Annotated in this window: 18 protein-coding genes; 8 read left to right on the top strand and 10 right to left on the bottom strand. The window is 62.8% G+C overall.

Annotated features, from left to right (window positions below):
• Positions 1–10: 10 nt before the first annotated feature.
• From R3F00_RS04300 to R3F00_RS04290, 3 genes are read left to right on the top strand one after another with little or no spacing between them, the layout of a single operon-like run.
• Positions 11–1,729: a hypothetical protein gene (locus R3F00_RS04300; RefSeq protein WP_371280481.1), complete on the top strand. Its 1,719-nt coding sequence runs from the start codon at positions 11–13 to the stop codon at positions 1,727–1,729.
• Entirely contained in the window at positions 1,726–2,226 is a 501-nt protein-coding gene (locus tag R3F00_RS04295; RefSeq protein WP_371280480.1) for a Rab family GTPase, read from the top strand. Before R3F00_RS04300 ends, R3F00_RS04295 begins: the two co-directional genes overlap by 4 nt.
• Positions 2,223–3,782 carry a hybrid sensor histidine kinase/response regulator gene (locus tag R3F00_RS04290; RefSeq protein WP_371280479.1) on the top strand — a complete coding sequence of 520 codons (1,560 nt, stop codon included), beginning with the start codon at positions 2,223–2,225 and terminating at the stop codon, positions 3,780–3,782. Before R3F00_RS04295 ends, R3F00_RS04290 begins: the two co-directional genes overlap by 4 nt.
• Here R3F00_RS04290 and R3F00_RS04285 read toward each other — a convergent pair.
• Positions 3,754–4,611, bottom strand: a complete 858-nt coding sequence (locus tag R3F00_RS04285) for a kinase (RefSeq protein ID WP_371280478.1) — start codon at positions 4,609–4,611, stop codon at positions 3,754–3,756. The genes R3F00_RS04290 and R3F00_RS04285 overlap by 29 nt on opposite strands.
• Between R3F00_RS04285 and pdxH the strand changes: the two genes are divergently transcribed.
• Both pdxH and R3F00_RS04275 read left to right on the top strand, forming a co-directional pair.
• Positions 4,610–5,233, top strand: coding sequence for a pyridoxamine 5'-phosphate oxidase (pdxH, locus tag R3F00_RS04280; protein WP_371280477.1), 624 nt, complete (start codon positions 4,610–4,612; stop codon positions 5,231–5,233). The genes R3F00_RS04285 and pdxH overlap by 2 nt on opposite strands.
• Complete coding sequence (locus R3F00_RS04275; RefSeq protein ID WP_371280543.1) at positions 5,233–6,048, top strand: cobalamin-binding protein; 816 nt, start codon at positions 5,233–5,235, stop codon at positions 6,046–6,048. Before pdxH ends, R3F00_RS04275 begins: the two co-directional genes overlap by 1 nt.
• A gap of 48 nt (positions 6,049–6,096) precedes the next feature.
• Here R3F00_RS04275 and R3F00_RS04270 read toward each other — a convergent pair whose 3' ends face one another.
• The 4 genes from R3F00_RS04270 to R3F00_RS04255 all read right to left on the bottom strand — a co-directional run bounded on the left by R3F00_RS04270 (position 6,097) and on the right by R3F00_RS04255 (position 8,822).
• A complete protein-coding gene (locus R3F00_RS04270; protein WP_371280476.1) occupies positions 6,097–6,546 on the bottom strand; it encodes a DUF4426 domain-containing protein in 450 nt (149 codons plus the stop codon).
• 70 nt (positions 6,547–6,616) lie between these two features.
• On the bottom strand, positions 6,617–7,186 hold the full coding sequence (locus R3F00_RS04265) for a YggT family protein (RefSeq protein ID WP_371280475.1): 570 nt from the start codon (positions 7,184–7,186) through the stop codon (positions 6,617–6,619).
• 9 nt (positions 7,187–7,195) lie between these two features.
• Positions 7,196–8,056, bottom strand: coding sequence for a pyrroline-5-carboxylate reductase (gene proC, locus R3F00_RS04260; protein ID WP_371280474.1), 861 nt, complete (start codon positions 8,054–8,056; stop codon positions 7,196–7,198).
• Between the two features lie 100 nt (positions 8,057–8,156).
• Positions 8,157–8,822, bottom strand: a complete 666-nt coding sequence (locus R3F00_RS04255; RefSeq protein ID WP_371280473.1) for a YggS family pyridoxal phosphate-dependent enzyme — start codon at positions 8,820–8,822, stop codon at positions 8,157–8,159.
• 96 nt (positions 8,823–8,918) lie between these two features.
• Between R3F00_RS04255 and R3F00_RS04250 the strand changes: the two genes are divergently transcribed.
• Together R3F00_RS04250 and R3F00_RS04245 are read left to right on the top strand one after the other, a co-directional pair.
• On the top strand, positions 8,919–9,956 hold the full coding sequence (locus tag R3F00_RS04250) for a type IV pilus twitching motility protein PilT (protein ID WP_371280472.1): 1,038 nt from the start codon (positions 8,919–8,921) through the stop codon (positions 9,954–9,956).
• A gap of 180 nt (positions 9,957–10,136) precedes the next feature.
• The gene (locus R3F00_RS04245) at positions 10,137–10,976 is read left to right on the top strand and encodes a PhzF family phenazine biosynthesis protein (RefSeq protein WP_371280471.1); all 840 of its coding nucleotides are present in this window, start codon (positions 10,137–10,139) and stop codon (positions 10,974–10,976) included.
• A gap of 142 nt (positions 10,977–11,118) precedes the next feature.
• Here R3F00_RS04245 and R3F00_RS04240 read toward each other — a convergent pair whose 3' ends face one another.
• The gene (locus R3F00_RS04240) at positions 11,119–11,802 is read right to left on the bottom strand and encodes a TIGR02466 family protein (RefSeq protein ID WP_371280470.1); all 684 of its coding nucleotides are present in this window, start codon (positions 11,800–11,802) and stop codon (positions 11,119–11,121) included.
• 188 nt (positions 11,803–11,990) lie between these two features.
• Here R3F00_RS04240 and R3F00_RS04235 point away from each other — a divergent pair, with 188 nt between their 5' ends.
• Entirely contained in the window at positions 11,991–14,429 is a 2,439-nt protein-coding gene (locus tag R3F00_RS04235) for a choice-of-anchor B family protein (RefSeq protein ID WP_371280469.1), read from the top strand.
• Positions 14,430–14,634: 205 nt separating this feature from the next.
• Here R3F00_RS04235 and R3F00_RS04230 read toward each other — a convergent pair whose 3' ends face one another.
• The 4 genes from R3F00_RS04230 to thrA form a co-directional block, all read right to left on the bottom strand.
• Complete coding sequence (locus R3F00_RS04230; protein ID WP_092405500.1) at positions 14,635–14,844, bottom strand: cold-shock protein; 210 nt, start codon at positions 14,842–14,844, stop codon at positions 14,635–14,637.
• A gap of 409 nt (positions 14,845–15,253) precedes the next feature.
• Positions 15,254–16,561 carry a threonine synthase gene (gene thrC, locus R3F00_RS04225; RefSeq protein WP_371280468.1) on the bottom strand — a complete coding sequence of 436 codons (1,308 nt, stop codon included), beginning with the start codon at positions 16,559–16,561 and terminating at the stop codon, positions 15,254–15,256.
• On the bottom strand, positions 16,558–17,478 hold the full coding sequence (locus R3F00_RS04220; protein WP_371280467.1) for a homoserine kinase: 921 nt from the start codon (positions 17,476–17,478) through the stop codon (positions 16,558–16,560). Before R3F00_RS04220 ends, thrC begins: the two co-directional genes overlap by 4 nt.
• Positions 17,475–20,015 (bottom strand): bifunctional aspartate kinase/homoserine dehydrogenase I, encoded by a 2,541-nt coding sequence (gene thrA, locus R3F00_RS04215; protein WP_371280466.1) that lies wholly within the window; start codon positions 20,013–20,015, stop codon positions 17,475–17,477. The genes R3F00_RS04220 and thrA overlap by 4 nt, the downstream gene beginning before the upstream one ends.
• Between the last annotated feature and the right edge of the window lie 28 nt (positions 20,016–20,043).

The following is a 20,043-nucleotide window of genomic DNA, read 5'->3' as shown; positions in this document are numbered from 1 at the left end:
GGCCGCCGCCATGAGCGACCTCAACCGGCTCAAGGAACTTCTGCTTGCCGAAGAGCGCGAGAGTCTGCTCAGCGCGGAACAGCGGCTGACCGATCTCGAGCGCAGGAATCGCCAGCTTGCCGAAGCGCTGCCGGGTCTGGTCCGCGCCGCGCCGCAGAAGCCGATGACAAAGGCGCTGGCGAATCCCGTTGCCGCCGCCCTTGGCAGTGCCGTACATGAGAACCGCAGCACGATAGTCGATGCGCTGTTTCCGGTCATCGGCCCGATTATCCGCAAGGCCATCGCCGAGGCCCTGCGTGGCTTGATGAGCGACCTCAACAAGGTGCTGGAGTACGGGTTCAGCCCGCGCGGCATTCGCTGGCGGCTGGAGGCCTGGCGCAGTGGGGTGCCTTTCGCTCAAATCGTACTCAAGCACAGTCTGCGCTACCACGTTGATCACGTCTTCCTGATCGAGCGTGATTCCGGTCTGGTGCTGCATCGGGCGTCCTCTCCGGGCCTGCCCGATCTCGATGCCGACGCCATCGCCGGCATGCTCACCGCGATTGGCCAGTTTGTGCGCGACTCGGTTTCATCGGGAGGTGGTGATTCTCTCGAAGCTGCCCGGGTGGGTGAACATCTGTTGTGGATTCTGGACGGCCCGCGCGCGTCGCTGGCCTGTTTCATTTCGGGCGTGCCGCCGGATTCACTGCGTGAGGTGCTCGCTGATCGACTGGAGCAGATTCATGCCAGCTTCGACCGGAACGAAGCGTCTTCCTCGGCCGAAACCGGGCTGCAGGAATCGGTCTGGAAAACGCAGCTTGATCCGCAGGAACTGGTAGCCGCCAGCGCCGCTCTGGCGGATCGTGAAGATACGGTCGGCCAAAAGCCTTCGCGCTGGCCGCTGCTGGTCATGCTCCTGTTGCTTCTGCTTGGACTGGCCTGGCATTTTGCGCGCAGCGAACGCTGGGAGGCGCGAGTCGGGCAGGTCCGCGCCGACTTGCTGTCGCACCCGGGTTTCCTGCTCACTGGCATGGAGTCCGAGCCCTGGAACTCACTGGTCGTGCACGGGTTGCTGGATGCCGATGCCGAGCCCGTGGCGGAATTGATCGCAAACGTCGATCTGGGCGACGTGAAGCCGAAACTGGTTGTCGATGGCTACCTGTCCACGGCTGATCCGATCCTGCAAAAGCGCGTTGCGCGCCTGATCGGTCCGCCGGCGGGCGTGCGGGTCACGGTCCGGGACGGCGTGGTCGACCTGAGTGGCAAGGCCGGCGAAGACTGGATCAGCGCCAACCGCGTGCGAGCGCCGTGGATAGCCGGCGTTCGCTCGGTCAACTGGCAGGTTGCGCCGATCACCGATGCCGCCCAGGCCGCACGCGAAGCGCTGTCCGAATTGTCTTCGAAGCTGGCGACGCTGGAAGTCAGCTTCGTGCGTGAAGTCGAACCCGGCGCCGACGGCATGGCCCAGCTCGAGGCAATGGTTGCCTTGCTTCTGAAGGCCGAGGAATTGGCCGAAGTCGCAGGCGTTGCACCGAAATTGCAGATCACCGGCTACAACGACGCTCCTGGCAGCGATGCGATCAATGCAAGGCTGCGAGATCAGCGCGCACAATGGTTGCGCGATAGACTCCGGGACCAGGGTGTGTCAGAAGCGTGGCTGCTCGATTCGGTGAATGCCCGCTCCAGCGAGAACCTCGCGGAATTTCGTGGGGCCCGTGCGCGACTGGATATCGAGACCGAAAAACCATGAGTGCACAAGCCCGCAAGATCTGCATGCTCGGCGATTTCGGAGTCGGCAAGACCAGCCTGGTCTCGCGTTTCGTGCGCCAGACGTTCTCGGAGAACTACCTGACCACGGTGGGCGTGAAGGTCGACAGCAAGGAAGTCGACTACGGCGCCGCCAAACCGATGAAGCTGGTGATCTGGGACATTGCTGGAAAGAGCGGACTCGACGCACTCAACATGAGCTATCTGCGTGGCGCCAGCGGTCTGTTGCTGGTTGCCGACGGCACGCGTGAATCGACACTGCGCGCGGCGATCGATTTGCTCATGCAGTCACGCAGCCTGTTGCCAGAGGCGCAGGCCATCCTCATGGTCAACAAGCTGGACCTGGTCGAGCGCTGGGAAGTTGCTCCGGCAACCCTCGCCGAATTGCGCCAGACCTTGCCCGTGCTCGAGACAAGTGCGCGCCTGGGCGATGGGGTCGAACAGGCATTCATCGAGATGGCACGGAGGCTGGGCCCATGAGCATTACGCCGGATTTCGCGGACTTCAAGCCCGAAGTCGCTGCGGAGATTGCACGGTTTCTGTTCGAGCGCGCCCAACCCCTGTTGATCGAGTTCGACCAGGACTGGCACTGGATCAACGTGCATGGTGATCCGGCCCGTTTTGGCTTCGATCTGGAGGATGCTGGAAAGGGTGCGGACGAATTGCAGGAACTGTTCACCGGCATGGCGCTGGATGAATCCATTGATCTGCCGTTCGTGCAGATGCCGAACGGGCGCAGCGCCCATGTGCATCTGCTCGTCAACGACGCCGGCTTTCAGGTGTTGCTGCTGGACGCACAGGCCGAGCATGATCGCCAGCAAGCCCAGCAGCAGACCGGCAACGAGGCCGCGCTGATCGGTTATCAGAAGGGCAAGGCGATCGCCCAGTTGCGTCAGATTCGTACCGAACTCGAATCGCAGCGCACGCGTCTGCAGGAAGCGAATGCACTGAAGAACGCCCTGATCGCCACGCTGAGCCATGATTTCCGCACGCCGCTGACCTCGATCTTCGGCTATCTCCACCTTCTGGAGTCTCAGGCTGCCACGCCGGAAATGGCGCTTTCGCTGCGTGCCTTGCGTCGCAACGCGAACTACCTGTTCACCCTGGCCGAAAATCTGCTCGAGTACGCACGGGCCGACAATCGTTCAAGCCTGCTCGCGCCGCAGGCCATTGACCTGAAGGCCCTGGTTGACGATCTCGACACCATGTTCAGACCGCTTGCCGTCGAGCGTGGCCTCGATTTCGCGATCGATGTGGATGTGGCTGCCGAAGTGAGCCCGATTCTCGACGAACTGCGTCTGCGCCAGATTCTTGTCAATCTGCTGTCAAACGCCGTGCGCTATACCGAAAAAGGCAGCGTCAAGGTCCGCTTCGACTGGAAGGACGGCGCACTTGCCATTGATGTGCGCGATACCGGGATCGGCATCGCCGAAGAATTTCACGGCAAGGTATTCATCGCGTTCAACCGGACCGGCCAGGCACCGGGCAGCGGTGCCGGGCTGGGGCTCAGCATCGTCAGACGCCTGGTCGCCCAGATGCACGGTGTCCTCGATTTCCAGTCAAGCCCCGGACAAGGCACGCGATTTCGAATCGTCCTGCCCAATCTCGAGCTTGCCTCGGAACAGGCCGGCGAAGCTGCGAACCCGGTTGCGGCTGCTGCAACCGACATGGGCCGGCGCAGTGTGCTGGTTGTCGATGATGATCCTGACATAGCCCATCTGCTTGAGGTGCTGCTGGGCGAGCTCGGCTTTCGGGTCAGCATCGTCGGCGATGCGACCGCTGCAGTCGAGCGCGCGCTCGCTGATCGACCGGACATTCTGCTCGTCGATGTCGAGTTGCCGGGGCTGTCAGGCAACACGGCCGTATTCCGTCTGCGTTCGCAGGGCTACGACGGGCACATCGTTACCCTGTCGGCAACACCTACCGAAGAGGCGCGCAAGGTGGCGCTGAATGCCGGTGCCAATCAGTACCTGACCAAGCCGATCAATATCGAGGAGTTCTCGAGGGTCATGCAGCGGGCTGCTCAAGCCCGCTGATCGATCGGATTTCGCGTTGCCTGCCCAGAGCGACGAGCACGTCCGCCTTTCGCGGCAGGCTGACCAGGGCGTGCCGACTGAGGCGTTCGGTATGGGCAAGAAAGCGGACGATTTCGGAAGCTGACATGGCGCGGCTCGCGACTCGTGTGCGCAAGGTCCGCTCCTGCTCGTCGCGCCAGTTCTGGATCACGTCCAATCCCGGTGCCTGCAGGACAAGCAGTCGATCAAGTCGTTTCCACAGCCGCGCGTAGTCGTCGAGTAGTTGCTGGTTGACCCAGCGCCGCCAGCGGCCGTCGGCGTCTTCGTCGCGCTCCAGGTCGTTCACGGGGTGGATCAGGGCTTGCGCGCTTTCGGCTTCCAGGCCAACGCACCAGCCCTCGAGAATGACAAGTCGAGGCGCTTGCCTGACCCGGCGCCAGCGCGAACGTGGAAGTCGGGTATCCCGGCCCTTGTCGAATCGTGGCAGGTGCGGCGGCGACCCGTTGTCAGGCTGGCACAGCGCATCAAGCGTCGCTTCGAGCAGTGGGATATCGTGCGTGCCCGGAACCCCACGCGTCTTCAACAAGGGATGAATCGTGCGTGCGAGCCTGAAGCGATCACGGCGCCCGAGATAGAAATCGTCGAGTGCCAGCATGCTCGCGGTGACGCCGCATTCGCTGGATGCGCGCACCAGTTGTTCGGCAAGGGTGCTCTTGCCACTTCCCTGCAGCGCGGACAGCCCGACCAATATGCTCCTGTCCCTTGCGGGAGGAATGGCATGCATCCAATCCAGCAACTGACGGACAAGGCGCGGGGAATAGCCTGTGCGCGTGCTAGCATTTCCGACCATGAACACCCCTCCAGACAGGCTTGCCGGAACGCCGGTACTGTATCAGCAGGCCATTTCGATCTTGCGCAAGCTTCTCGAGGAAGCCAAGGCTGCCGGCGACACTGAACCGACCGCCATGACCCTGTCCACCGTCGGCAGCGATGGCCGCGTTTCCTCGCGGGTTGTGCTGCTCAAGAAACTGGATACGGACGGATTGTGCTTCTTCACGAACTACGAAAGCGCCAAGGCCGGACAGCTGGCCGTGCACGATCAGGCCGCGCTCAATTTCCACTGGAAAACACTGCGCGATCAGGTCCAGGTTCGTGTCGAAGGAGTGGTCGAGAAACTTGATCCTGCCGACTCCGACGCCTATTTCGCCACGCGCCCGCGCATGAGCCAGATCGGTGCCTGGGCTTCGCTGCAATCGAAGGAATTGCCGGATCGCGAGGTGTTCGATGCACGCGTCGCCGAAATCGAAGAAAGGTACGAAGGAGTCGATGTTCCGCGGCCGCCTCACTGGGGCGGCTATCGCCTGCGCCCGGATCTCATCGAGTTCTGGTACGGCGCCGGCTTCCGTCTGCATGACCGCCAGCGCTATGAAATGAAGGACGGCGTGTGGCGGAAGTTCCTGCTGTATCCATGATGGCGCCGCGTGACCTCTATCCGCAACGCATCGTCTGCCTGACTGAAGAGCCCACCGAAGTGCTCTATGCACTCGGTGAGGAGCATCGGATCGTCGGCATTTCGGGGTTCACCGTACGCCCTGCGCGAGCGCGCAAGGAAAAGCCCAGGGTTTCCGCATTCACGAGCGCGAAGATCGGCGCGATCCTCGATCTCGAACCCGATCTGGTGATCGGCTTTTCCGACATCCAGGCCGACATCGCGCGCGACCTCATCGCAGCGGGTGTCGAAGTCTGGATCAGCAACCATCGATCGGTCGACGGCATTCTCGGCTACATCCGCCGGCTAGGCGGCATGGTGGGCGCAGCGCAAAAGGCTGAGCGCTATGCGGTTGAAGCCGAAGCACATATTGCCTCGATACGTTCAGCCGCCGCGAACCTGCCGTTCCGGCCCAGGGTCTATTTCGAGGAATGGGACGTACCGCCGATCAGCGGTATCCGCTGGGTCGCCGAGCTCGTGCGCATTGCCGGAGGCGATGACATTTTCCCCGAGCTGGCGGAGAAGTCACTGGCACGCGATCGCATCATTGCCGATGGCGAGGAAATCGTGCGCCGAAAGCCCGACCTGATACTCGGCTCGTGGTGCGGCAAGAAATTCCGACCCGATTCGGTCGCGGCGCGACCGGGCTGGTCGGCCATTCCCGCCGTGCGCAACGGCCAGCTTCACGAGATCAAGTCACCGATCATCCTGCAGCCGGGTCCGGCTGCGCTGTTTGACGGTCTGGACGCCATTCATCAGCGCGTCGCTGCAGTCACGCTCGACAGACCGCGCCACTGAATCAAGGCGCTTTTCAGGCGCAGGGCCGGCGGCGAAGTTGTGCCTTGGCTATCGGGCGGTGAAATTCTTGTTGAAACGCAGGGTCAGCGGCACCGTGGCGCCTTCCGGAGTCACCGAGAAGGTAAACGTATAGGTGTCCGGCGCGTTGATGTCGAACAGGCCGACATAGGAAACATAGCTGCCCGGAATCTCGCGGATCTCGATGGGAACATCCTGTCCGGCCAGATTGGTCGCTTCGCCCGTGATGCTCGCGGCCACGGCTTGCGTGGCACCGTCGCCGAGGTCTTTCTGCACGGAGATATTGAGCATGCCGCGATTCGGCGAGCGCTCGATTGCATACTGCTTGGCGATCTCCTCACTGAGAAAATCGGTGGGCAGGGCACTGAAGTGGACGACATGATCGCCGAATTTCAGGCTGCTTTCCTGGTTGTCAGCCAGGGCCAGCGAAGACAGCGCGATCAGGATCAGGCCAATGACGGCACGAAACAGTTTGGGCATGGGGAATTCTCGTCTTGAGGTTCGGGTCATGATACGGCCGGGAGTTTGAACGGATACCTATGCGGGTCTGTCAGCCAATTCCCAAGCCGAAATCCAGCAGGGGCGCCACCAGAAGGGCTTGAGCCAGCGAGATGGCGAGCAGGGCGATCAGTGGCGAAAAATCCAGCCCGCCCAAAGCCGGCAGGCGCCTGCGGATCGGCTTGAGCACGGGCTCGGTCAGCTGGAACACCAGCGGTATGACCGGATGGTAGCTGTCTCCGCCAACGAAACTCAGGATCACGCGCACGATGATGAGAATCAGCATCATCATCAGCACGAAGCCGATCAGGTCGGCGATTGCGATTATCGCAAGCGACGCGAACGAAGGCACGCCGATGACCATCGCGAACAAGAGCACACGCTTGAGCAGCAACAACAGCCAGGCCAGCACGACGCCGGCGAGATCAAGCCGGCGCCAGGCCGGGATGATGCGGCGCAAGGGCATCAGGATCGGATTGCTGGCCTTGTACAGGAACTGGCAGATCGGGTTATGGAAGTTGGCCCGGACGAGTTGCAGCAGGACACGCAGCACGATCAGGCCGACAAGAATCCCGAAAACGAAATCGATCAGGATCTGACCCGCGTTGGCGAGATAGTTCATGGCTCGTGCTCAGTCCAGTTCGCGTGACATGTCGCGCCCACGCTGGGTCGCTGCGGCAACGGCCGATGCGACGAGCTCGCGCAGCCCGCCATTGTTGAGCGCATCGAGGGCCGCCTGGGTTGTTCCATTTGGTGATGTCACCCGTTCGCGCAGGCGTGCCGGCGGTTCGGGATCCTCGCTGGCCATGCGTGCAGCACCGAGGCAGGTCTGGATGGCGAGTGTGCGAGCTGTCTCGCGCGGCATGCCCTGGGCCACGCCGGCGTCCTCGAGTGCCTCGATCATGAGGAAGAAGTAGGCAGGACCCGAACCGGATATGCCGGTCACGGTGTCTATCAGATCCTCATCGTCGACCCATACCATCTTGCCTGCCGCGGCGAGAATCGAGGCAGCCTGGGCGCGACCCGTCTCGGAGACGGCCGGATTGGCATTCATGCCGGTCGCTCCCGCGCCGATCAGGGCCGGAGTATTCGGCATGCATCGCACGATCGGAAAGCCGCCGCCCAGCCAGCGATCAATCTGCTCGCTGCGCAATCCTGCCGCGATCGACACGATCAACGGTCTGCGTCCCGCGATTACGGGGGCCAGGCTCTCGCAAACCTTGCGCATGACCTGCGGCTTGACCGACAGCATGATCAACTCCGCGTTGCCAACGGCCTCGACGCCATCGGCAAATACGGAGACTCCGAAGTCCGCCGCCAGTTGTTCGCGAACCGCCTGATTGGGCTCTGCCACGGCGATCGTCGAGGCCGGCGTTCCGCCCTTGATCATCGCGCCAATCAGGCTGCGCGCCATGTTGCCGCCGCCGATGAAGGTGATTGAGCCGGGATTCGGGATTCGGGATTCGGGATTCGCGGGCATTTCTCTTGTCATCAGGTTCCTCGGTCAGCCAGCATATCAAGTGAGTCAGGCCAGAGAGCAGCAAAGGCGTGGTGCCCGCTCGTGCTCTTACCCATTCCCTGTTCCCCTTTCTCTATTCCCGGCCTCTCGGCCCAAACAACAGACTGCCCACCCGCACCATGGTTGCACCCTCGGCGATGGCCAGCTCGAAATCGTCCGACATGCCCATCGAAAGGGTGTCGATGCCGGCATGCTGCCGTGCCAGGGTCTCGAAGCAGGCGCGCATCCTCGAAAAAGCCTTCCGCCGCAGCGCCATGTCCGTCGCCGGTGCCGGAATGGCCATCAGACCTCTCAGGCGAAGGCGTGGCTCTTTGCCGACTGCATGGGCCAGGGTCGCGATCTCTTCGGGATTGCACCCCGCCTTGCTCGATTCATCGTCGATATTGACCTGAATCAGCACATTCAGAGGTGGCATCGACTCGGGTCGGTAGCGCGCCAGCAGGGCGACCAGCTTGCTCCGGTCCAGGGTCTGCAGCCAGTCGAAGTGACCGGCGACATCGGCGCACTTGTTCGATTGCAACGGACCGACAAGGTGCCATTCGATGCTGCAATCCGAGAGCCCGGTCTGCTTTCCGCGGGCTTCCTGTACGTAGTTTTCGCCGAATGCGCGCTGGCCAGCCTCCGCCAGCGTGCGGATCTGCTGCGCCGGTCGGGTCTTGCTCACGGCCAGCACCTCGATCGACCTGCCGGCCGCGGCCGCCTGCGCGCGTTCGATCACCGAACGCCACGCAGCAATCATCGATTCCGGGTCCTGTGCTTGCATATGCCTGATTTTGCCACGCTATACTCCAGCGTACCGCAGCCATGCGCCGCAGGCGCCATTTGGGGAAAACACATGGATATTGCCGAGCTGCTCGCGTTTTCGGTCAAGAACAAGGCATCCGACCTGCATCTGTCGGCCGGTTTGCCGCCGATGATCCGGGTCGACGGGGATGTGCGCCGGATCAATATTCCCTCACTGGATCACAAGCAGATCCACTCGCTGATCTACGACATCATGTCGGACAAGCAGCGTCGCGATTACGAGGAATTCCTCGAAGTCGATTTCTCCTTCGAGATCCCCGGCCTGGCCCGTTTCCGCGTCAACGCCTTCAACCAGAACCGCGGCGCCGGCGCGGTGTTTCGGACGATTCCCTCGGAAGTGCTGTCGCTGGAAGATCTCGGTTGCCCGAAGATCTTCCGAGAGCTGATCGAACAGCCGCAGGGACTGATCCTGGTGACCGGCCCGACCGGCTCCGGCAAGTCGACGACGCTGGCGGCGATGATCGATCATGTCAACAAGCATGAATACGCGCACATCCTCAGCGTCGAGGATCCGATCGAGTTCGTGCATACCTCGCAGAAATGCCTGATCAATCAGCGCGAAGTACACCGCGATACGCATGGCTTCACCGAAGCCCTGCGTTCGGCGCTGCGCGAAGATCCCGACTACATCCTGGTCGGCGAGTTGCGCGATCTGGAAACGATCCGGCTGGCCCTGACCGCTGCCGAAACAGGCCATCTGGTTTTCGCAACCCTGCATACGAGTTCCGCTGCAAAGACCATCGACCGCATCATCGACGTCTTCCCGGCCGGCGAGAAGCCGATGGTTCGCTCGATGCTGTCGGAATCGCTGCGCGCGGTGATCTCGCAGTCGCTGATGAAGAAGGTCGGAGGTGGCCGCATCGCCGCGCACGAAATCATGGTTGGGATTCCGGCCATTCGAAACCTGATTCGCGAGGACAAGGTCGCGCAGATGTATTCCTCGATCCAGACCGGCGCCCAGCACGGCATGCAGACGCTCGATCAGTGCCTGCAGGATCTGGTCAAGCGCGGTCTGGTTACCCGCCAGGCAGCGATCAACTACGCGAAGAACAAGGAAATCTTCAAGTAGCACGGGGATTTCCTGGCAGTCTCCCGCGCAGGAGATTCAATGCCGGCCCGCTCCGGCCAGAAAGCCCCTGCCTGAGGCAATGAAACCCGGACAGGATCGAATCTGCTGCAGGGGGTCGCGTCAGAGCGGCTCGAGCTGACCCTGTTGTCGGCAGCATTCTTGGCGAGACGGGAGATTTTCATGTCCGAGGGATTGCTCTTCCGACTCGCCGCATTCCCGGATGGGGATCAGGGCGGCAATCCGGCCGGCGTCTGGATTGGCCCGGAACTGCCCGACGCGGCCACCATGCAGCGCATCGCCACCGAGGTCGGCTACTCGGAGACGGCCTTTGTGGCCCCGGAATCCGGACATCAGCGCATCGTCCGCTACTACAGCCCCCAGGCGGAAGTGAGTTTCTGCGGCCACGCAACGATCGCTGCCGCGGTGGTGATCGGGCGCAGGGAGGGTGAAGGTCGGTATCGGTTTTCCACCATGGTGGGCGAGGTCGACGCAGAGGCAGCCCAGGAGTCGGGACGATTCGAGGCAGCCCTGGTGTCAGTCGAGCCGCGCCACGAAGTGGCTCCAGCTGCGCTCCTCGAAGAGGCCCTGAGTTTGCTTGGCTGGCGGCAGGAGGAACTGGATACGCGCATTCCTGCAGTCAAGGCCTATGCAGGCGCCTGGCATCTGGTCATCGCGGCTGGCAGCGACCAGCGGCTGGCCAGTCTGGACTATGACTTCGCGGCCATGAAGGCAATGATGTTGCGTGAGAACCTGACCACCCTGCAGCTGGTCTGGCGCGAACGCGCCGACCTGTTCCACTCGCGCAATCCGTTTCCGGTCGGTGGGGTTGTCGAGGATCCGGCCACGGGTGCCGCTGCCGCTGCCCTTGGAGGCTACCTGCGCGACGCTGGACTGCTCCAGGGTTCGCGTCGAATCGAGATCCGGCAAGGCGAAGCCATGGGGCGGCCGTCGCGACTGATTGTCGACATACCGGCAAGTGGAGGCATCAGGGTCACCGGATCGGCGATCGACATTTCCTGAGGGATCTGTGGCTTGCGTCAGCCTGGATTCGAGGCGCGGATCCGCATTGGCCATGCATGGCTTCCGTGCATCTGCCGACTCGTTCGACCGGCCGAAGCCAGACGGCCAGTTGCCGAAACCCCGTCGGGTTCCAGCTGTGCAGCTACCTGAGGTAGGGTCCCTGATCGGCCGAGCCGCTTCCGAGTGGTCGGAACCAGCAGTTGAAGGCCACGGTGATGCGCTCGCCCTCGCCCTGGTACGGAAACACCTCATGGAACATCCATGAGGGGAACAGCACCAGCTCACCTGCCTTCAAGTGGATGTTGCGTCCCGAAGTGGTAAAGGCGTCTTTCAGTTGCCGATTGGCCGGATCGCGGAACATGGCGGATTGCTGGTGCGGATTCTGGAAGTGCAGCGCGCCGGAATCGGGCACGTCGGCATCGTGCTGTCCCGGGTCCACGCAATAGACCCCGGACCAGGACGCCATCGGATGATTGTGCGCCGTGAAGCGTCCGTTGCGACGCGTGACATGGAACCAGGCATGTGTCTGCGATTCGAGTTTGTACAGTTCCTCGTTGGTGTATCCATTGAGCTCGCCGATCAGGGCAAACAACTTGCGCATGCAGAATTCATGCAGCTTCTGCACGCAGGGCTCAGGCCATGAGAACAAGTCGAAGTTGCTCTCGAACAGGCCCTTGTTGATGTTCATGCTCGGGTCCGGGTTGCGCCAGCGTGCGCCCTCGCGCTCGCGCTGCAGGAAAAGTGCGCGCAGTTCCGTATTCATTGCGCTCGCGTTGGGCAGCTCGGTGCGCACGAATGGAGTGGAAAACAGGGCGAAAACGCTCATGAGAGGAGGTCCGTGTTGTCTGCGCGATTATGCCGGCCCGGATTGTGGAATTGCCAGCAGACACCGGGTCGAACCGACTGAAACTGCGCATCCGTCGAGCGACGCGGATCAGGTTGGGCGCCGAGACTCAACGCTGTCAGGGCCGATATGCTAGTTTCCCCGGCCTGGTACACAGGGGAATCTTCAGCATGCGAGTCACATCGAAATTTCCTGCGGCTTTCATGCTGATGCTGTTTGCGAGCTCGGCGACTGCAGCGCCCCGCCACGCGACTCCCTGCGTCGACGGTCTTGCCGAGGGCTACCCCTGCAACAAGGTCGACCTGATCGGACATCTGGATCTGGTTGCGCTGGGCACTACGGCAGGCGGCAACGGCAACGACATGTGGGGCTGGACCGACCCGGATACCGGAAAGGAATACGCTCTGGTCGGCCTCGACAACGGAACCGCCTTTGTCGACATGACCGATCCTGATCATCTGGTCAGGATTGGTAATCTGCCCACGCAGACAAGCAATTCAACCTGGCGTGACCTGAAGACCTACGGCTACTACGTGTTCATTGTTTCCGAGGCTGTCGATCACGGCATGCAGGTGTTCGACCTGCGCCGCCTGCGCGACGTCGTGTCGCCACCGGTCCAGTTCACCAACGACGCCTGGTACGGGAATTTCGGGCGGGCCCACGACATCGTCATCAACGAGGCATCGGGCTTCGCCTATGCGGTGGGATCCCGTCAGGGTAGCCAGACCTGCTCCGCCGGCCTGCACATGATCAACATCCAGAACCCGCTGGTGCCGACATTCGCTGGATGCTTCGGTGCGGACGGCTATACCCACGATGCACAATGCATCACCTACGACGGGCCAGATGCAGACCATGTCGGTCGCGAGATCTGCTTTGCCGCCAACGAAGACACGGTGACCATCGTCGACGTGGAGAACAAGTCCAGTCCGGTCATGCTTTCACGCACGGGCTACGCGGGTTCGAGCTATACCCACCAGGGCTGGCTGACCGACGACCGTCGCTACCTGCTGGTCAACGATGAACTCGACGAGCAGGATTTCGGCCACAACACGCGTACCTATGTCTGGGATGTGCAGGATCTTGACGCGCCGGTGCTTGCCTTTGCCTATACGGGCCCGGTCGCTGCCATCGACCACAACCTCTACATTCACGAGGGTTACGCCTACGAGTCGAATTATCGCAGCGGCCTGCGCATTCTCGATTTGTCCGAGATCGACAACGATGTGCTCACCGAGGCTGCCTTTTTCGATACCTATCCCGCTTCGGACGATGCCAACTATGGTGGGACCTGGAGCAACTACCCGTACTACGCAAGCGGCCTGGTCGGCATCAGCGACATGAACCGCGGCTTGTTCATCGTTGAGCCCAACCTGTGCGTGGCGCCGGATGCGGCCGGTGCAGTGACAGCCCAGGGCAATGGCGACAATCGCATTGACCTGGACTGGAGCGCCAGTGCGACTGTCGGCGCAAGCTATGCGGTCGATCGTATCCTCGGCGGGTGTGGCGGCGGTGCCAGCGAAACCATCGCCACCGGACTGCTGGTTCCGGGATTCAGCGACATCACCGCTTCGGGCAATGTGACCTACGGATATCGCGTACGCGCCGTGGCCGAGTCCGGCGAATGCGCTGCCGCACCGACAAGCTGCGTTGAAGCATCGACGACGGGCATCTGTACCGCACCGCCGGCATTCGCGGGAATCGCCAGTGCCGTGTCTGCTGGCTCGGCGAGTTGCGTGATCGACCTGGCCTGGCAGTCGGCGCAGTCGTACTGCGGATCGGGCATCGAGTACGAAGTCTTCCGCTCGGAGGATTCGACCTTTGTACCTTCGCCTGCCGAGCGGGTTGCGTCGTCCATCGCGGGACTGACCTGGTCCGATTCGATGGTTGCCGAGGCTACGCCCTATACCTATGTCGTTCGCGCCGCCGATGTCGGCAACGGCAGTGTCGACAGCAACAGCGTGCGACTGACAGCGCGTGCCGCCGGCCCGCTCAGCGACGGCGATTTCTTCAGCGGCGCCGAACTGGGTTCGCCGATCCTGTCGGCCATTGGCGATCTGGCTGTCACGCAGGGCATCTCCGCCCCGACCCATGTAGCCTGGGAAGTCGTCGATGACGAAGCGCACAGCGGGTCACGAAGCTACTACTCCGGCTACAACAATTCGGAATGTCTGAACATCGGCACCGATGTGCTTGAGCTGACTGGCGGTGCCGTTTCGATGCTTGAATTCTGGACCCGGTACGGCGTCGAAGCCGACTACGACGGTGGCCTGGTCCAGATCTCGACGAATGATGGCCAGAGCTGGCAGAACCTCACTCCGCAAGGTGGCTATCCTTCAACGATTTCGCAAACCGGAAACGCCTGCGGTTTTCCGCTCGGGACGGGCGTTTTTTCCGGCACGGATCTGAACTGGACAGAAGCCCAGTTTGATCTGTCCAGCTATGCAGGCCAGGCGGTCAAGTTGCGCTGGAGCTTCTCCACCGATGGCGGCGTCACCGGGCCGGGCTGGTGGCTGGACGATATCCGTGTCACCCATACCCAGGTGCCGGGCATGTGCATGTCGGGCATCGACAGCCTTTTCGTCGATGGATTCGACCCGCCGAACTGATGGGGCTCACACGGCTGCGAATGCCAGGGTTGCCGCAGGCGCGTGAAGCTCCCGGCAACCGCATTCCTCCGATCGAGACAATCGATCGGGATGCCCGCGCAATCAACCCGGGATTGATGCCGCCCAGGTGCAGTCAGGATTCGCAGGCAAGAAAAAACCCCGGGTGTTTCCACCCGGGGTTTCTTGTTTCGCAATGGCGCGAAGATCAGGCAACCTGAACTTCGTCGGCCTGCATGCCCTTCTGGCCCTGCACGGCGACGAACGTCACGCGCTGGCCTTCCTGCAGGGACTTGAAGCCGCTGCCCTGGATCGAACGGAAATGCACGAACAGGTCGGGGCCGCTTTCCGGGGTGATGAAGCCAAAGCCTTTGGCATCATTGAACCACTTGACGGTACCGTTCTGACGATTGGACATATCTAACTCCTAACAACTCAAAAGAAAATGGAATTCACGACCTGGGACTCCCCGTGGGTCGAGACTGAGGTTGCTAAGGAGCGCGCAATCGGAACGATGGAATCGTGATTTTCGACCACATCGGGCCACGATTTACAGTGACCCTGGCAAACACAGTTCGCACACTGTACAGAGGAATGTTAAACAAAGCGACAGGAAAGATGAGAATTTTGGGGTGATCCGCTTGCAATGGGCTGTCATCTGTGCGAAACACGGCGAAACAGGCCGGAAATATTCTTGTATTTCAATTAGATGGCAGTTGCCCGGGCGGTCGAGCGGACATCGCGCCTGTGGGTCGGGCAGCACCCCGCGCACATCCATCGGCCGCATCCAGCCCGTCAGAACGCGCCGATTCGAGGCCTTTCGACGCTCATTCCGCCCGGATCCGGCGCTTCAGGACCGTCCCAAGCGAGGTGTATTCCGCTGCCATCGGCTCGGCGTGGCTTGGCCGCGAGAGCAGCTTCGCCAATGCCTCCGGGGGTGCGATCGGGTGACCGATCAAGGCTTCGACAATCTGCTCGAACTTGGCTGGATGGGCCGTGGCGACAATCGCCCAGTCCTGTTCTGGCCGCTCGGCGCGCAGTCTCTCGAGCGCATGCGCGGCACACGCCGTGTGCGGGCAGAACACTTCGCCATGGGTGGACGGGCCGGCCCCAATCGTCGCGCGAATCGCTTCGTCGTCAACGCTCACTGCCGTGAATGCAGAACGCAACGTCGCGTTGTCGGGGTATAGCCAGGCAAGTCGCTCGAAATTGCTCGGTGCGCCGACATCCATGGCATTGGCCAGGGTGGCGATGCTGGCCCGTCCTGAATAGACGGCACCCGCAAAGAAATCGGGCAGTACGCGGTTGGCATTGGTGGCCAGGGCGATCTCGCCAATCGGCAGTCCGCAGGCGCGCGCCATGATCGCGGCCAGGCCGTTGCCGAGGTTTCCCGTCGGCACGACGAAATTCAGCGGCTCGCCGGTCCTGCGCCAGTGTCTGATCGCGGCGTGCGCGTAGTAGGCCATCTGCGGCAGCAATCGACCGAGGCTGATGCTGTTGGCCGAGCTGAGCGGGACGACCTGCTGGAGTTCGCGGTCCGACAGGGCCTGTTTCACCAGACGCTGACAATCGTCGAAGCTGCCGGCCACGCGCAGGGCGGTGACATTGCCCGGGAAGCATCCAAGCTGATGTGCCTGGCGCGGGGATACCCTGCCGTCGGGATAGAGCACGACCACGCGCAGATTGGCCAGCCCATGGAAGGCCGCTGCAACCGCGGCGCCGGTGTCGCCGGACGTCGCGACGAGGATCGTCAGCGGCAAGCGGTCGGGTTTGCGCAGGCGCTTCATGCAGGCCGCCAGGAAGCGCGCGCCGAAATCCTTGAAGGCTGCCGTCGGACCATGGAAGAGTTCCAGCACATGCGTGTGTTCCGGCTTCAATGATCTGAGTGGCGCCGGAAAATCGAAGGCCTCAGCGCAGATCGCATCCAACTCGTTGGCCAGCGGATCATCCGCGAAAAAGGGACGCAGCAGGCGCGCGCCGGTTTCCGCGACCGTTTCGAGTCCGTCGAAGTCCGCCACCGACAATTCCGGCAAGGTTCTCGGAACGTAGAGGCCGCCATCTGGCGCCAGGCCGGCGATCAATGCACTGCTCAGGTCAATGGAGACATCGCTGTCCCGGGTACTCGTGAATTTCATGCGATCACCGATGCGGCCGGACCATTCACTGGCGTGATATGGGATTGGCTGGCAAGACCGGCACGTTCGAATGCCGCGCGCATGGCCGGCGCTGCAGCTTCGGCGCCAAGGCGATCCTCGAACCAGGCGAACACGCTCGGGCCTGCGCCGGAAATCGAGGCACCCATGGCATCGTGGTCGAGCGCCGCCTGCTTGACTGCATGAAAGCCCTTGATGAGTGGGGCGCGTCGAGGTTCGACAAGGACGTCGGCGAGGCCCGCGCGAACCAGCCCGGCTTCGCCGCGATGGCAGCCGCTCAGGACCAGCGCAAGGCACGCACTTTGTTCGACAAACTCGGCAAGAGGGTAGGGCGCCTGCAGCACTTCGCGGGCACGTCGGGTTTCGAGTACGGCATCCGGGTGGACCACGACGCAATGCCATGCCCCCGGTACCTGGATGCGCAGCAGGCGACCACGCGCTGCAAGCACGAGTCCGCCGAGCAGCATCGGTCCGACGTTGTCCCCATGTCGGCTGCCACTCGATACGGCTTCACCTTCGAGTGCGAACGGGTAGAGCGCCTCGACCGCGAGCGGCCGATCGAGCAGGGTGTTGGCTGCAATCAGTGCGGCAACGCAGGAGGCAGCGGATCCGCCCATGCCCGACCCGAGGGCAATGCCCTTGTCGAGTTCGATGCTGAATCCAGAGCGCAGCTGAAGCGCTTCGCGCAGTGCCATCAGGGCGCGACCGGCGGTATTCAGTGAGGCCTCCGTGGGCAGATCGCGCACGCATCCGCGAATCGCGTCGATGCGTACCAGGGGCTCGTCGATGCGCCGTACCGTGGCGCGGTCGCCGATCCCCTCGATGCTTTGGCCGAGGATGTCGAACCCCACGGCGACATTGCCGATGCTGGCCGGCGCAAACGCACTTGCGCTGCTCACAGGCGCGCTCCGAGTGCGGATCCGAGTCTGAGCAGATCGGCGAAGACACCGGCTGCGGTCACTTCGCGACCGGCACCGGGTCCTTGCACGATCAGGGGATTGTCCGCGTAGCGCCGCGTCGTGAATTGCACGCTGTTGTCGGTCAGGCGCAGATTGGCGAATGCGTGCGTGGCAGGGAGTTCGACAAGCCCGACGCTGGCCCGACCGCCATGGTCGAGGCGCGCGACGTAACGCAACACGCAGCCATTGGAGCGCGCGGTTTGGAGTTGCCCGGCCATTTCCGCATCAAGCGACTCGAGCGCGCTGATCGCTTCATCCCTGTCGAGTTCGAGCAAGGCCGGCGGAACCAGTCCGCGTACATCGACATCATCCAGCTCGAGCGACTGGCCGGCTTCACGCGCGAGGATGACCAGTTTGCGAGCGACATCGAGACCCGAGAGGTCATCGCGCGGATCCGGCTCGGTGTAGCCGAGCGCGAGCGCTTCACGGACGAGGGCAGAAAACGGCTGGCTGCCGTCATAACGATTGAACAGCCAGGCCAGGGTGCCGGACAGAATGCCTTCTATCGCGATCAACTCGTCACCGGTGTCGATCAGGTCGCGCAGCGTGGAGATCACCGGCAGGCCCGCACCCACGGTTGCCTCGTAGCGCCAGCGTCCACCGCCGCTCCTGCGCGATTCGCCGATTGTCTGCCACCGGCCAAGGTCACCCGACCCGGCCTGCTTGTTCGGCGTGATGACATGGATGCCGGCTGCCAGCCAGCCAGGATAATGATCGGCCACTTCGTTGCTGGCGCTGCAATCGATGATCACGGCATGCGGAAGATGGGCGGCGTGCACGTGGCGGGTGAATGCCGCCATGTCGGCTTCAAGACGGCTGGACGCGAGTTGCGCGGACCAGTCGGCGGCGAGGTCGCCCCGTTCGCTGATCAGCAGCTTGCGGCTGGATGCGATGGACCGCACGCGCAGGTCGAGATTCGCCTCGCGGCGCAGGCGCGGAATCGCTTCGCGCAATTGATCAAGCAGGGCACGGCCGACATTGCCCGGACCGATCACGCCCACGGACAGCGTTTGCGGCGACAACCAGAAGCCGGCATGGGCTGCACGCAAGGCGCGCGACGCATCGGCACTGGCCAGGGCCACCGAGATATTGCGTTCCGAGGCGCCCTGGGCGATGGCGCGGATATTGACCTGGGCGCGGCCCAGCGTTGCAAACAGGCGCGCGGCGACACCCGGGGTTCCGGCCATGCCGTCGCCGACCGCGGCGAGCACGCTGATATCGCGAGTCACCGTGATGGCCTGGATCTGACCCGAGGCCAGTTCGCGCCCGAACACCGCATCAAGGGCGACCTCGGCCCGGGCGGAGTCGGCGCCGCGCACGACCAGGCAGATCGAATGTTCGGATGAGCCCTGCGAGATCATCACGACCGAGACCTTCGCATCGCGCAACGCCGCGAAGACGCGTTCCGCGGTGCCGGGAACGCCGATCATTCCGGCGCCTTCGACATTGACGATCGCCAGCTCGTCGGCCAGGGATAGCCCGCGCACCGGGCCTTCGGCCGAATCGCCCGATGTCGCTATGCAGGTGCCGGGGTGTGAGGGCTTGAAGGTATTGCGAATATGGATCGGCAAACCCAGCGCCATGGCCGGCAACATGGTTTGCGGGTGAATGACCTTGGCGCCGAAGTAGGCCAGCTCGCAAGCTTCCTCGTAGGACAGCGCGTTGAGAGAGACTGCCTCGGGCACCAGGCGCGGATCGGCCGAGAGCACGCCATCCACATCCGTCCAGATGTGCAGCTCGCGCGCCTCGAACAGTGCGGCAAATATCGCTCCGGAATAGTCGCTGCCATTGCGCCCGAGCGTGGTCGGACGACCTTCGGCATCGCGGGCCACGAACCCGGTGATGATCACGCGACGTTGCGGATGGCGCGTGCGCCACTCCGCCAGTCGCGATGCGCTGGCTGGCCAGTCGACGGCGACGCCCAGCTCGCCCTGACTCACGACCAGGATCTCGCGCGCATCAAGCAGGGCGCATTCCTGCCCGAGTGATTCGACATGGGCGCGCAGCATGTGCGCCGACCAGATTTCGCCAAGGCCCTGGATCGCGTCTAGCGCCTCGCGGGCCGGAATGCCGAGTACGGCCAGCGCCTTCGAGGTATCGGAAAGGTCGGCGAATCGTGCCTCCAGCCAGACCCGCAACGCACCCGACTGATCGCCGAGCAGATCACGCGCGGTCTCGACATGTCGCTCGCGCAATGCGCTCCATTGCGATTGCCAGGCCGGATCCCTGCTTGCAGCGGCCTGGGCCAGTGCAATCAGCGCATTGGTGACACCCTGCATGGCCGAAACCACGCTGACCTGCACCGGGTCATCGCGCTCGAGAAGGATGGTGGCGACTCGGCGAAAACAGGCCGCATCAGCCAGCGAAGAACCACCAAACTTGTGCGCGGTCGCGAGATCGTCGTCGCCACGCGGTCTGACGGAAATGTTGTGACGCGTGGCAGCGAGGGTCGCCGACAATGTGGCAAACGGACTCATCGAGCCTCCGGTTGGTGGCCCCGCGGTT

Source organism: Dokdonella sp. (assembly GCF_041395345.1).
Classification (GTDB): domain Bacteria; phylum Pseudomonadota; class Gammaproteobacteria; order Xanthomonadales; family Rhodanobacteraceae; genus Dokdonella.
The sequence above is the reverse complement of the archived record's forward strand: the minus strand, read 5'-3'. Positions and strand labels throughout refer to the sequence as shown.

Bases quoted from the DNA above. Each gene is read 5' to 3' on its own strand.
- R3F00_RS04265 (WP_371280475.1), bottom strand. From the start codon at position 7,186: ATGAACTATCTCGCCAACGCGGGTCAGATCCTGATCGATTTCGTTTTC.
- R3F00_RS04230 (WP_092405500.1), bottom strand. From the start codon at position 14,844: ATGTCCAATCGTCAGAACGGTACCGTCAAGTGGTTCAATGATGCCAAA.
- R3F00_RS04300 (WP_371280481.1), top strand. From the start codon at position 11: ATGAGCGACCTCAACCGGCTCAAGGAACTTCTGCTTGCCGAAGAGCGC.
- R3F00_RS04270 (WP_371280476.1), bottom strand. From the start codon at position 6,546: ATGCCCAAACTGTTTCGTGCCGTCATTGGCCTGATCCTGATCGCGCTG.
- thrC (WP_371280468.1), bottom strand. From the start codon at position 16,561: ATGAAATTCACGAGTACCCGGGACAGCGATGTCTCCATTGACCTGAGC.
- R3F00_RS04245 (WP_371280471.1), top strand. From the start codon at position 10,137: ATGTCCGAGGGATTGCTCTTCCGACTCGCCGCATTCCCGGATGGGGAT.
- R3F00_RS04285 (WP_371280478.1), bottom strand. From the start codon at position 4,611: ATGGTCGGAAATGCTAGCACGCGCACAGGCTATTCCCCGCGCCTTGTC.
- R3F00_RS04255 (WP_371280473.1), bottom strand. From the start codon at position 8,822: ATGATTGCTGCGTGGCGTTCGGTGATCGAACGCGCGCAGGCGGCCGCG.
- R3F00_RS04275 (WP_371280543.1), top strand. From the start codon at position 5,233: ATGGCGCCGCGTGACCTCTATCCGCAACGCATCGTCTGCCTGACTGAA.
- thrA (WP_371280466.1), bottom strand. From the start codon at position 20,015: ATGAGTCCGTTTGCCACATTGTCGGCGACCCTCGCTGCCACGCGTCAC.
- proC (WP_371280474.1), bottom strand. From the start codon at position 8,056: ATGACAAGAGAAATGCCCGCGAATCCCGAATCCCGAATCCCGAATCCC.
- R3F00_RS04290 (WP_371280479.1), top strand. From the start codon at position 2,223: ATGAGCATTACGCCGGATTTCGCGGACTTCAAGCCCGAAGTCGCTGCG.
- R3F00_RS04240 (WP_371280470.1), bottom strand. From the start codon at position 11,802: ATGAGCGTTTTCGCCCTGTTTTCCACTCCATTCGTGCGCACCGAGCTG.
- R3F00_RS04235 (WP_371280469.1), top strand. From the start codon at position 11,991: ATGCGAGTCACATCGAAATTTCCTGCGGCTTTCATGCTGATGCTGTTT.
- R3F00_RS04295 (WP_371280480.1), top strand. From the start codon at position 1,726: ATGAGTGCACAAGCCCGCAAGATCTGCATGCTCGGCGATTTCGGAGTC.
- pdxH (WP_371280477.1), top strand. From the start codon at position 4,610: ATGAACACCCCTCCAGACAGGCTTGCCGGAACGCCGGTACTGTATCAG.
- R3F00_RS04250 (WP_371280472.1), top strand. From the start codon at position 8,919: ATGGATATTGCCGAGCTGCTCGCGTTTTCGGTCAAGAACAAGGCATCC.